The organism is Paenibacillus andongensis (genome assembly GCF_025369935.1).
In the GTDB taxonomy this organism is placed as follows: domain Bacteria; phylum Bacillota; class Bacilli; order Paenibacillales; family NBRC-103111; genus Paenibacillus_E; species Paenibacillus_E andongensis.
On the sequence record NZ_CP104467.1, the window covers coordinates 6,736,657 to 6,749,310 of the forward strand.

At 47.9% G+C, this 12,654-nt stretch carries 11 protein-coding genes and 1 pseudogene; 1 reads left to right on the plus strand and 11 read right to left on the minus strand.

Annotation, left to right across the window (positions count from 1 at the left end):
• Nucleotides 1–45: 45 nt before the first annotated feature.
• The 9 genes from NYR53_RS30105 to NYR53_RS30145 all read right to left on the minus strand — a co-directional run bounded on the left by NYR53_RS30105 (nt 46) and on the right by NYR53_RS30145 (nt 9,815).
• The gene (locus tag NYR53_RS30105) at nt 46–1,776 is read right to left on the minus strand and encodes an extracellular solute-binding protein (RefSeq protein WP_261302716.1); all 1,731 of its coding nucleotides are present in this window, start codon (nt 1,774–1,776) and stop codon (nt 46–48) included.
• Between the two features lie 84 nt (nt 1,777–1,860).
• Nucleotides 1,861–2,820 (minus strand): ABC transporter permease, encoded by a 960-nt coding sequence (locus NYR53_RS30110; protein WP_261302717.1) that lies wholly within the window; start codon nt 2,818–2,820, stop codon nt 1,861–1,863.
• Nucleotides 2,821–3,093: 273 nt separating this feature from the next.
• Nucleotides 3,094–4,119 (minus strand): ABC transporter substrate-binding protein, encoded by a 1,026-nt coding sequence (locus tag NYR53_RS30115; protein WP_261302718.1) that lies wholly within the window; start codon nt 4,117–4,119, stop codon nt 3,094–3,096.
• A 16-nt stretch (nt 4,120–4,135) separates the two neighbouring features.
• Complete coding sequence (locus NYR53_RS30120; protein WP_261302719.1) at nt 4,136–4,900, minus strand: ABC transporter permease; 765 nt, start codon at nt 4,898–4,900, stop codon at nt 4,136–4,138.
• Nucleotides 4,833–5,672: an ABC transporter ATP-binding protein gene (locus tag NYR53_RS30125; protein WP_047687171.1), complete on the minus strand. Its 840-nt coding sequence runs from the start codon at nt 5,670–5,672 to the stop codon at nt 4,833–4,835. The genes NYR53_RS30120 and NYR53_RS30125 overlap by 68 nt, the downstream gene beginning before the upstream one ends.
• 40 nt (nt 5,673–5,712) lie before the next feature.
• The gene (locus tag NYR53_RS30130; RefSeq protein WP_261302720.1) at nt 5,713–6,966 is read right to left on the minus strand and encodes a DUF445 domain-containing protein; all 1,254 of its coding nucleotides are present in this window, start codon (nt 6,964–6,966) and stop codon (nt 5,713–5,715) included.
• 453 nt (nt 6,967–7,419) lie between these two features.
• Nucleotides 7,420–8,091 (minus strand): HD domain-containing protein, encoded by a 672-nt coding sequence (locus tag NYR53_RS30135; RefSeq protein ID WP_261302721.1) that lies wholly within the window; start codon nt 8,089–8,091, stop codon nt 7,420–7,422.
• On the minus strand, nt 8,088–9,026 hold the full coding sequence (locus tag NYR53_RS30140; protein WP_261302722.1) for a TrmB family transcriptional regulator: 939 nt from the start codon (nt 9,024–9,026) through the stop codon (nt 8,088–8,090). Before NYR53_RS30140 ends, NYR53_RS30135 begins: the two co-directional genes overlap by 4 nt.
• A gap of 105 nt (nt 9,027–9,131) precedes the next feature.
• Nucleotides 9,132–9,815, minus strand: coding sequence for an MgtC/SapB family protein (locus NYR53_RS30145; RefSeq protein ID WP_437180204.1), 684 nt, complete (start codon nt 9,813–9,815; stop codon nt 9,132–9,134).
• A gap of 446 nt (nt 9,816–10,261) precedes the next feature.
• Here NYR53_RS30145 and NYR53_RS34685 point away from each other — a divergent pair.
• Nucleotides 10,262–10,465: pseudogene (locus NYR53_RS34685) on the plus strand (transposase); the annotation flags it as partial.
• A 27-nt stretch (nt 10,466–10,492) separates the two neighbouring features.
• Here NYR53_RS34685 and NYR53_RS30150 read toward each other — a convergent pair.
• Complete coding sequence (locus NYR53_RS30150; RefSeq protein WP_029194561.1) at nt 10,493–11,182, minus strand: response regulator transcription factor; 690 nt, start codon at nt 11,180–11,182, stop codon at nt 10,493–10,495.
• Complete coding sequence (locus tag NYR53_RS30155) at nt 11,179–12,654, minus strand: sensor histidine kinase (RefSeq protein ID WP_261302723.1); 1,476 nt, start codon at nt 12,652–12,654, stop codon at nt 11,179–11,181. The genes NYR53_RS30150 and NYR53_RS30155 overlap by 4 nt, the downstream gene beginning before the upstream one ends.

The following is a 12,654-nucleotide window of genomic DNA, read 5'->3' on the forward strand; positions in this document are numbered from 1 at the left end:
CCATGATCGGGGGGGGGAGCGCCCGCTTCCCTACTCATCCATTCATTATTTAAGAATAACCTTCGTTTTCGGATCGCTGTCCTTCTTCTGAAGCAGTTCTTCGAATTTGTCCAAGCCAGCTGCCTGTAATTGTTTTTTCGAAGCATCTAGAATTTTCTGCGCTTCATCCATGCTCTTGGCATAGAATGCGCGAATGACGCTTTCATTGTAGTTCGTTAAGGCCGTTTTTAATTCATTACCTGTTGCAAACTCGTCAATAAATGAGAGCGGACGATAGCCGTCATTGATGATTGCGTTTTTCTTTTTCTCGTCATAGCCCCAGTATTCGGCAATTTTCAGAGGTGTCGCATTGGCTTCAGGTGAAACCGCATCCCCATACTGCATTTCGCCGAAATCCCCCAGCCTGTTGATATCCGTACTGCCGAGATAGCTTCCCCAGCCATTCCCTGCTCCTTCAAAACCAAGCTCCTTGGCCGCTTTCGGATCTTTGTTCCGAAGCTCCAACACTTCTTTCTTGACGAGCGGATTACCTTTGGCATCCAGCGTATAGTCTCTTCCTTCTAAACCGTACTGCCAAAGCAGCTTGCCTTCACGACTGGCCAGGAAATCGGCGAATTTGACGACATCCTGCGGATTTTTCGTTGTTTTCGGAATCGACCAGGCCATGTACCCGCTCTTATAGTCAACCGACATCCGGTAGCTTCCATCCACAGAATTAATCGGTCCAAGCGGAAGATAGCTCATATCTTTATTGAAATCCAAATAGCTATGCATATCGCCGATGATACCAAATGAACCGTTAATAGCTCCTTCCGTCGCTTTGTTTTCCTGCATCGCGTAATAATCAGGAGCCATTAGTTTATCCTTCAAAAGCTTCTGAACGAACTCAATACGCTTCATCGGATATTCCGTCTTGCTTTCGTGAACAATTTTGCCTTCCTTGTTCTTTTCGAAGCCTTGATCAATCGCTCCCCAGGTCAAATCATTGAATAGCGGTCCATTCTCGTGATTGCTATTGCCCCAGTATCTAGGTCCGAGAGGGGTAACTGCTTTTCCGTTTTTATCTTTGAAATTGCCATCTTTGATCTTCTGAGCCAATTCATAGACTTGATCCGTTGTTTTAATCGTTCGAGGATCAACTTTTAACGCTTCGGCAATATCTTTGCGTATGAAAGGACCTCCGACATACTTGCGCTCTTCGTAGCCGCCCTCTCTTTGAACGTTCATATGGACGAAGTAACTGGAGCCGTTAAATTCCGGACGGAACATAACGCCGTTCTTCGTATCCAGCGGCAAATATTTATCATCTAAATATTTGCTATATATTTTTGTACCCTTTATAAGAGGGGTCAGGTCTGTGAACATGTTTTCTTTGGCAGCTTTCAGGATGACTGGCATTTCTTTGCGTCCACTGTTATTGAGATAATAAACGATGAAGTCAGGCAAATCGTTGGAAGCTAGCCCTGCAATCAGACCGTCAATCGCATGCTCCGAGTTTACACCTTCCATTTGCAGCGTAATCCCTGTCATTTCTTTCAGCTTCTTGGCAATCTCCGGATTGATATCTTTCGTTATATCATCGCTGTCAATAAACAGAAGCCCCTTGATTGTTCGGTCTGCAATCCAAGTTGCGGGCTTGCCGCTGCTGGCTGTGGTTGACGGTGTTGAACTCGCATTGTCTCCTCCACCTGCTGGTTGACTGGAACTTTCACAACCGGCAAGCAGTAAACTTGCTGCCAAAGGCATAGTAACCCATTTGACCCATTTTTTGCTCATACAATACTCCCCTTATCTTTCAATTTTTATGAATAACACCCGAAGGCGTCCTTCAACAGTTGAAAAGCGGAAATCATGGTAACGTTACCATATTGATTCGTCAAAAAACTTTTTGGAAGCTCGATTAGCAGTTACAACAAGAATCAGTCCAATAACACCCTGCATTAAACCAACAGCCGTCGCATATCCGTATTGTCCATTTTGAAGGCCTACACGGATGATATAGGTGTCAAGAATATCGGCTAGCTCCATATTCCCAGGTGTTCTCATAAGATATATTTGATCAAATCCCGCCTGCAGAATGCTACCCAGCGACAAAATAAACAGGATCGAAATCGTTAATCGTATGCCCGGCAAGGTAACGTGCCAGATTTCATGCCATTTGTTAGCGCCATCAATCTTGGCGGCTTCATGCAGCTCAGGATTAATGCTGGCAATAGCGGCCAAATAAATGATCGAATCCCACCCTATACTTTGCCAAATATGGCTTCCAAACATGAGTGGATAAAAGTACTTGCTTTCCATCATGAAAAAAGTGCTGCCGTCTCCACCGAAGAATCGGATCGCCTCGTTCAGCAGCCCTGTCTCGGGAGCAAGCACCCGCTGCATAAGACCAATGACGATAACCCAGGAAAGAAAATGCGGCAAATAGGAAATGCTCTGTGTGATTCCGCGGAATCTTCGGCTTCTGACCTCATTGAACATCAACGCAAGCAGAATCGGAAAAGGCAGCCCCAGAAATACTTTGATACTGCTGATAATCAGTGTGTTTTTAATCAGCTTGCTGCTTTGATAATCGTTAAAAAAGGCTTTGAAATACGTTAACCCCACCCAAGGACTGCCCAGGATTCCTTTGTTAAACTGGTAATTCTTAAAGGCTAGCATGAGTCCACCCATCGGGATATACGAGAAAATAACGAAAAATACAATACAGGGAAGGAGCATGAGGTATAACTGCTTGTGCCCAAGTATTCTTTTCCCCAGATCAGCATTTTTCTTCTTCACCGCAGCGCCAACTCTAGCTTGCGGCAGATTCGTTTCCATGTTATAACCACCTTCCTATGGGTTTCTGCAAACTTTTCTGGTATCGATTCCATATTACATAAAATAAAAAATAGAGGTGCAAATTACATGAGCAAGCATTTTATGGAATCGCTTTCATATTGGAGCTATTTCCAGTATATAGGCATTGGTTTCTTTTGACAATACTTTTTTGGGTTCCTTTTATTAAATTTTCTGTAAATTCATTTCTACACCTGTAGGAATGAAAAGAAGCCCGCTTCCATCCAAGATTCGGATCGAAACAGGCTTCTTACCTTACTTCCCATTCTTTACTTCGTCGAGCATCGACAAATCGACGAATTGACTAAGGTTGAGCTCCTCTTTATTAATGCCCTTAATATATCGGGCATCGATCGACACCTTCGCCATTTCCTCCATCACCTTGACGTCAACGTCGGTGGTGAGTTTCAAACGGCTCAGCGAGGCTTTGATCAAGACTTTGTCCATCCCTTTACCGCTGTATTGTTTCAGCTGGTTGTTAATGAGATCATAGGCTTGCTCCGGACTGTTCTGGATGAACGCGATGCCATCCCTATTCGCCTTGATCGCGCCTTTCACCATATCACGGTGCTGCGCAATGAACTTGTCGCTCGCGACCATGATAACCGTCGGATAATCGCCGTTGTTCGGCGGGATCGCCTTCCAGTCGACGACGACTTTGCCAAGTCCGGCCTTCTCGATTTGTGTCCCCCATGGCTCGGGGACAAGCGCAGCATCGATCTCCTTCTGGCGGAAAGAGATCAGCGCATCCGACGGGGAGCGCACGATGAGGTGCGCACTCTCAGCACCTCTGCCCAAGCTTATACCTTCTTGCTTCAGCAGCATGCGCAGCGAGATTTCGTTCGTGTTTCCTTTGGAAGGAATCGCGATTGTTTTATCTACTAAATCTTTAACGGTATTAATTCCCGAGCCATTCCGCGCAACTAATACAGCGCCGCCGTTATTTGAACCGGAGACGACCCGATAGTTCCCACTTTTCAAAAAGAAGGTTGTCGCGGGCCCAGGACCAACGAATCCAACATCGATATCTCCTGTCGCCATAGCAATAGATAAGTCAGAGCCGTTATCGAAGGCTGTGACTTCGATCTTAACTTCGCTGCCCCATTCCCGGGCGAAATAGCCTTTCTCCAGTGCGATGTAGGCTGCGGCATGTGTGACATTTTTGAATACGCCGACTCGTACCACTTGAGCTTTGCCTGTAGAAGTCAGTTTCTCACCACAAGCACTCACCATCGCGACCACGACCAGAAGCAGCATTAGCACCCATGCACGTTTTCTCATCCGACCCGCCCCCTACTCAAGACTTCGAGCCAGCGAGGCCGTATCGCTCTAGCACTTTATCTTCCAGTTTCTTAAAGCAGAAGTGATCAGAAACCGTGCCCAGTACCGCGATAATAATGACAATACACAGCATCAGTGAGGTGTCGCCAAGATTTCTTCCGTCCTGTAACAGCTGTCCTAGCCCAGCCCCTTTGGCAATAAGTTCACCGGCAACAAGCGCGCGCCAAGCGAATGCCCAAGCCGTGCGAACACCATTGATCAAATGCGGGAAAGCGGCAGGAATCATAACTTGTACGAATAAATTGAACCCATTGCCCGTCCCCATCGTCTGCGCGGCGCGCAAATAAATAGGGGGGATATTTTTGATCCCGGTACGGCTGGCCAATGCCATCGTCCAAGTTGCTCCGAGTGTCGTAATGAAAATAACAGAGGATTCGTTAAGACCGAACCAAATAATAGCAAAAGGCAGCCAAGCAATACTCGGAATGGTCTGCAAAGAAACAACCAGAAATCCAAGCGTATCATCCAGCATTCTGTAACGTGCGAATAGGAACCCAAGGGTTGTACCGATCAGCAAAGACAAAGCGAAGGAAACCAGCAACCTCACCATACTCGCAAATGTCGCTTGGAGCAGTTCGCCATGCACCAACCCGTCGTAGAAGGCCTGCAAGGTTTGGGTGGGCGAAGGGAACTTCCAGCCCCATCCGAATAATCTAAATCCCGCCTCCCAAGCTATCAGAAGCAGTACCAGAAAAATCGTTCTTCTTGATGCTGTACTCATCGCCAGTTTCCTCCCTTACCACTTTCTCCAGCTCGTCTGCCAACGCGTCCATGATCGAATTCTCCACATGATGGAGGACGGTGTCTGCGCTATCCCGTGGTCTCGCTGCTTTCACGGCGAACTCCTTCTTAATAGTCCCGGGACGCGTGGACATCACGAATACACGATCCGAGAGGATCACGGCTTCACGAATGTTATGGGTAATGAAGAGGATCGTTTTGCGCGTGCGCATCCAGATTTCTTCCAATTCTTTGTGTAAAATAAGGCGCGTTTGCTCATCCAAAGCGGCGAACGGCTCGTCCATCAGCAAAATCTCTGGGTCCATCGCAAGCGCCCGGGCGATTGCGGCCCGCTGCTTCATTCCGCCCGAAAGCTCATGCGGATAGCGATCCGTAAAACGGCTGAGATGCACCGCTTTGATCTGTTCCATCGCCAGCTCATAACGCTCTTTTTTCCCAATGCCCTTCTGTTTGAGACCGAAGGCTACATTGTCCAGCACTGTCAACCATGGGAATAGTCCATGCTCTTGGAACACAACGACACGGTCCGCTCCAGCGCCGGTCACCTTTTTCCCATTCACCTGAATAACGCCCTCACTCTGCGTATCGAAGCCTGCGACCAGGTTCAGTACGGTCGATTTCCCGCATCCGGACGGGCCCAGCAAGGAGACGAACTCCCCTTTTTCAATCGTTAAAGTGATATTATCCAGCGCCTGATAGCTGCCGCCTAATCGCTGAACAAACGTCTTGCTAACGCCTTTAATCTCGATCAAAATGCCTACCTCCACTCGGGCATGTCCCGTCGTTTTTCATTTAAAACAGCAATTTCAGCCCTGCCAAGCCAAGTCCGATGATGAACCCGCAAATCGCACCGTTGACACGAATCCACTGCAAATCATTACCGAGTTTATCTTCCATCAACTGGGTCAGCTTTTCATTCGTCAGCTTATCCAGATTTTCTTTGACGAGTAGACCGATTTTGCTGTGATTCTGCTCCAAATAAGCAGCGATTTTCTCTTGAACCCAGCTCTCGCCGCGCAGCAGCATATCCTCGTTGTCCTTCACCGACATCAGCATTTTTCGAACCACCGGGACCACATACTGAGGCACAAAATCAGGTTGATCCACGAAATCCTCTGCCTTCGCCTTCAACCGCTCTAACAGCCCCGATAATTTCTCATCGAGATCAAATAGACCCGGCAGCTTCGCCTTCAAACCTTCCAGCTCCGCCAAAAGCTGCGGATTCCGCTCCAGCTTGTTCAGCTCATTCCGAATAAAGGTAAGAACGGCTTCTCTGCGCGGATGATTCTTCGTTCGCATCTGCTCGATGTAGGAGAGAACGAAGTTCTGGATAATGCCGCCAATCTTCTCTTCATTCACCATACCGATGAACGCATTAACGGCAAATGCCATGAACCCATTCGACTGCAGACCCTCGAACGCTTTCAGCGCCATAGCGCCTAGTTGATCGCGCGTATCCGCCTTAATCGCCCATGCTTCCACTTTATCGATAACAAAATCAAACGTTTTGCCGTCATAGCCGCCATCGACAATGCTGTCTACAATCGTCCGAACGAGTCGACTCGTATCTACGTCTTGCAGTGCTTTATGAATTTCTTCCGCTAAAAGCGGCGTCAATTTGTCCAGATCAATCGCGTTAATGGCTTGTTTGGCAAGTGTCGAGAGGCCTTTGTGAAGTGCCACATTGTCCAACTGACTCTCCGCCAGCTCAAGTCCACGTTCCAAAAACCTAATTTGCTGCAAACGGGCACGAATGGTTTCTTTGGAAAGCAGTTCATTTTCAACCGTCGAGACGAGCGCTTTCGTGATCTTCTCACGATTTTTCGGCAAAAGAGCCGTATGCGGAATCGGAATACCTAGTGGGTGACGGAACAGGGCACTAACCGCAAACCAGTCAGCCAAGCCGCCTACAACTCCGGCCTCAAAGCCACCTTGCAAGAAGGTTCCCCAAATTGTTGAAGAAACCGGCAGTGTCGCCAGAAAGCCTGCTCCCATAACCCCTAAGGAAACCGTCGCTATATACTTTGCTTCTTTTTTCATTGTCATAACATCTCTTTCTACTCGAAGTTAATGAATCATTCCTTCTATTTTATCACAAAATGCGACGAAAACTGATCTTGAAGCTTTTTTTGTTGGATGCGCTTCGTTGATGCGTAATAAATGAGTGTGTGCATGGTGTGACAGGCAAGGATATAGCCGGATAAGTAACATGATTAGCTATCAATGAAGCCGAAAGTGAAGCGAAGTTGTACTTTATACAACAATGTGCCCTTGAAGATGAGGATATCCACTCAAGTGTTGTACAAAGTGCAACAATTCCCCTCAAATCGAGCATTTTTGAAGCAAATTAGAGCATATTGTTGTACTTCGTACAACAAATTTCATAAATAACCCTGAAATCCAAAAAATTGTTGTACGCTATACAATAACCTTATCTGCAAACGAGAAAATATCCGTCTATCTCAAAAAAAAGAGCCATCATTGGCTCTTTTTCGTTTGCTACCGCTCGCCTTCCCACTCCGCGTAAAACTGTTCGAGGTACTGCTCCATAAAGCGGTGCCGCTCCTCTGCCAGCTGCCGGGCGTAGGCTGTGTTCATAAGCTCCTTCAATTTCAGGAGCTTCTCGTAGAAGTGATTAATCGCGGTGTCATTCCCAGCGCGATACTCCGCCTCCGTCATATGCTCACGGGCCATGACGGTAGGATCGTGAATCGGGCGGCCTTTCCAGCCCGAATAAGCGAATACGCGCGAGATTCCTACCGCGCCTATCGCATCCAACCGGTCGGCATCCTGCACGACCTGGCCTTCCAGCGTGCGCATAGGCGGACGCGCGCCGCCCTTAAACGACATCGTGCTGATGATCTCCAGCACGTGCTGCACTTGCTCCGCTGGCGTGCCGCTGGCGGCGAGCCACGCCTCCAGCTCGCGCTGCGCAGCGGCTGGATCGGCGTTCAGCTTCTCGTCGACGACGTCGTGAAGCAGCGCCGCAAGTTCGCAGACGAAGCCATCCGCGCCCTCCTGGGCAGCAATGCGCTTCGTCGTCTGCACAACGCGATAAATGTGCCACCAGTCGTGGCCGCTGCTATCGCGCTCCAGCTTCTCCTTCACGAGCGCTTCCGCTGCGAGTAGAATTCCCTCTATTTTCGTATGTTCTCCGTCATGCTGATTCATTTCTTCTTTCTCCTTTTTCCTTCGGCAGACTTACCATCACTAGACTTGCCTTCCAACGACTTCCCTGCACCCGCCGGTTGTGAATCTATCCCCTTCACCTCGGTGTACTTCTGGATAATTTTTTTGAAGTTCTTGCCATATTTATCTTCCAGCTTTGCGCCCATATCCTGCTGCAGCTCGTGGATCACCACATCACGAAAAAAATTATTCAGCAGCAGCTCCACCATCGCTGGATGCTCAGTTATCATCGCCAGAGCTGGCTCATCGCCGCCACGTGTGCCAACAATCGCCAGCTTACGATCGATCAGCAGCGTAAATTTCCGCCCATTGCGCTTCTGCCAACCTTCTTCGCGTCCGTGCTGGAATTGATGAACCCCGCTTGGCAGCTCCGCTTCGCCAATCGTCGAAACCAGCAAGCGCACGCCTTGCGCTGGCACTAGACGAAGAACTTCCTTCAGCAGCTGTGCTTCTTCCGACCATAGCTCACAGAGCGCCTCTTCCTTCGCCTTTTTCAGCTCAGTTCGTATGCGCTCAATAACCTTCGCGTCTCCCTCCAAGCTGAAGTACTCCGAGCGGTGCGCATCCTGCTTCGGCATATGCGCTTTCACATAGCGGATCGAGGCTTGCAGCTCCGCTTCAATTCGCTCGCCGATCTCCTCGATCGGCACGCTTTGATAATGCGTGGGCTCACCGTGACTCGTGAGCACAGCCCCCTTCTCCGCGAGCTTCTGGAGTGCGGAGTAGACATTCGAGCGCGAAACGCCAAGCTGCTTGGCGATTTCGTAGCCGGTGCGTGTGCCGCTCTCGGCGAGCACGTGCAGGCACTTGGCTTCTAGGTCTGTGAAGCCAAGGTTTTTTAAATGCAGATGAACATCCTCCATGCCAGCGCCCCTTTTCATTAACCCGTTATGATTTCTTGAACAATATTGTAACATGATTTTATTCTTCAAGTCGTATAGAGTTCTGCTGACTCCTCTTAAACGCAAAAAGGACCCGATTGCGTCAAAAACACAATCCGATCCTATTTCTACTCCATTCACCTACAAAGTCTCAACTTCTGCAATCTCAATGTAATCCATACTTTTCAACTCATCATACACTTCCGAAGCATATTTCCGATCAATGTACACGATGAAATTCAGCTCTTGCTGGTCTTGGTTCAGCTCTTTGATGTGTACGCTTTTCATTTTGTAGCCTTTGGCAATGATCGCTTTGATAATCGTCGTTAAATTGCCGTCATGGGAGACGACGAGCCTAACGCGCAGGTCTTTCATTATCAGGGGTCTCGGGCCCATTTTCTTAATAAAGTAAGGTAAAAGGACGACACTAATCATAATTAATACGAGTCCAAAAAAGGCTTCCACAAAAAAGCCTGCCCCAACTGCGATACCAAGTCCAGCCGCTCCCCAGATCATTGCAGCCGTTGTTAATCCGACAATGACATCATTGTGCTTGCGAAGAATCACCCCTGCACCGAGGAAACCAATCCCACTGACTACTTGCGCAGCAAGCCGCATAGGATCCATGACATGAAGTCCCGCAACCGCATATTTATTTGCTGATTCGATGGAAACTATCGTCAACAAACAACTGCTCAAGCAAATAACTAGTGAGGTCTTCAGACCAAGCGGTTTATTCCTGATTTCACGTTCTAAGCCAATAATTAAACCGAAAATTGCAGAAATTCCTAATCTCATTAAAATGTTTACATCCACGGATAGCATCATTGTAAGTTATCTCCTCTTTGTAAATAACCTTTACAATATCTTAACATTGTGAATTAGTAAATGCCTACTTGCTAATTACAACACCATCAAATAGGCAGAAAACGCGCCCTCGCTGGCGTCCCTCGAGATAGGCGCGGAAAACGCGCTCTCGAATGACGTCCGCCGAGATAGGCTCGGAAAACGCGCTTATCTCAGGGCGACGCCGTCAAGGAGGTCTTTGGAGGCAGAGTTGATCTTAACGGAACGAGAAGCCGCTAAATTGGTTAAAATGAGCTGAAAACTGAATTGGCGGAACGAGAGGGCGTTATTTGATGAAATTTGAGCGATCCGAAGCTAAAAACAGCGAAATAACGTCGCTACGTTCCTCGTTTGCTTGAATTAGCGCATTTTCCCGTAAATAGCGTCATTACGTTCCCCCTCTAATTGATTTATCATTTGTGGGACAGAAGCTGCGGAGCGAAGAAGGCTATGAACTATCCGTAAGTCGTATGATAGAGCCCGAGAGTTTGTTTGGCCAATATGAAGAGCAACCGAGGATTTCAACTCTTCCTGCTTTGAGGCTTGTCAAAGTGAGCCTTGAGGTTGGTTGGCTATTCCTTGAGAATAAGTCTAGTTTAAAGAAAAGAGGGCTGTCCTCAAGTAGATGATCTACTTTTGGGACAGCCCCTTTCCCGTTAAATCCGAAACCGATATCCCGCTCCCCAGATGGTTTCGATGTATTGCGGGTTGGACGGATCTTGCTCGATTTTCTCGCGCAGTTTGCGAATATGTACCGTTACTGTCGCGATTTCTCCCATGGCGTCCATTCCCCATAGGAGGTCAAAAAGCTGCTCTTTGCTGTACACCCGATTCGGATTCATCGCCAGGTGGGTGAGCAGATCGAATTCTTTCGTCGTGAAGACGACTTCTTTCTCGTTGACAAAAACACGGCGCGCTGTTTTATCAATCATCAAACCGCGGATGCGGACTTCATCATTCCGCGTTTCGCGACGACCCATCAGCCGTTCATAGCGGGCTAAATGGGCTTTGACTCTGGCCACCAGTTCGCTGGGGCTGAAGGGCTTGATCATGTAGTCGTCAGCGCCGAGGCCGAGGCCGCGGATTTTATCGATGTCTTCCTTTTTAGCGGAAACCATCACGATGGGAATGTCCTTCTCACTGCGAATACGCCGGCAGATTTCGAAGCCATCCACCTTTGGCAGCATCAGGTCGAGAATGATGAGATCATACTCCGTGGAGAGGGCTCGCTGGAGCCCCTTGTCACCGCTGTTTTCGATATCGACTTCGTAGCCGCTGATCTCCAAATAATCCCGCTCCAGCTCGGCAATACTTTGCTCGTCTTCAATAATTAAGATTCGACTCATCCTTCGCTCTCCCCCTGCTGACTAAGCGGTAATGCCATGTATACGGTCGTCCCACGCCCAATGATACTGGATGCGCTGATTCTCCCGCCGTGCTCTTCCATAATTTGTTTGGCTATCGCAAGTCCCAGCCCGCTTCCCCCGGTTGCTGTATTACGTGAAGGATCTGCCCGGTAGAACCGATCAAATATATGAGGAAGCGACTCTTCCGATATGCCTTGACCTCTATCTTTTATTTGAATGACGGCATTGCCGTCTATCTCTCTCAACGTTAAGGTAATGTGGCATTTACCTTCTTCACTATATTTTATCGCATTTTCGATAATATTGAGCAGTACACGTCTGAGCTTGTCACGGTCTGCTGTTACATACAGCGGTGACTTCGGCAGCTCTGTGAGCGCGAACTGAACGCCTTTTTTCTCCATATCGAACTGCAACTCCTGCGCGCAATCCAACACGTATTGTCCGAGATCTACCTTCTCGAATTGAAAGGGCACTTTGCCCAAATCCAGCTTGGAGAACAGAAATAATTCATCAATAAGCCGGTCCATATCAGCTGCTTTGTTATAGATGGTTCGAATGTACCGATCCAGCTTGTCTGGGGAATTCGATACACCGTCCATAATCCCCTCGACATATCCTTTAATGGCCGTAACCGGCGTCTTAAGATCGTGGGAAATATTCGAAATAAGCTCCTTGCGGTTCTCTTCATATTGAAGCTGAACCTCCACGGACTTCTTGAGCTTACGACGCATTTCTTCAAATGCCGTACTAAGCTCGCCAATTTCATCATCGGAATGCGGTACAATCTCAAAGTCGAGATTACCTTCCTTGATTTCCTCCGCCGCACGTTTGAGCTTTCTTAGAGGTCTAATAATACTGCGAGAAACGAAATAAGTCAGTACCCCGTTCGTCAATACAAGAATGAGAATAAACGTCACAATGACGGATTTTGAAAATTGGTGAAGATACTTTTGAAAGGGGCCGCCATCCAGAAAAACGAAGACAGAGCCTTTACTTTTATCTGAAAATAAAAAATCCTGCTGCCTAGTTATCCACAGGGAACCTTGATTCCTCTGAAATTGACCGGATGATGTGCCAAATGAAGGCAGCTTGGAGGTATCCTCGGCCTCACCCTGCTTAATGTACGGTGAAACGTACGTAATCTCTTTATCCTTTCGGATGATGATGCCCATATTAATTTTATGGAATTTTGCCTCTAGATCCTTCACGAATGCTGGATCCAAGAAAGCATCCGGTTCTGTATCCGTCTTCGCTTTCATATAGGCGACATTTTCCAGCTCTTGGTCAACTACGCGTTTGATCGGATTGCCTTGGGAGAAATCGACTTGAAAGACAGACTTCAGATTCCCAAACGTTGCGACGCTGATTAAGATCACGGCTAGCACGGAGAGCACTAGTGGTACAAGCAGCATGGCTATATAAGAAAGTACCAGCCGTAAACGAATCGACAT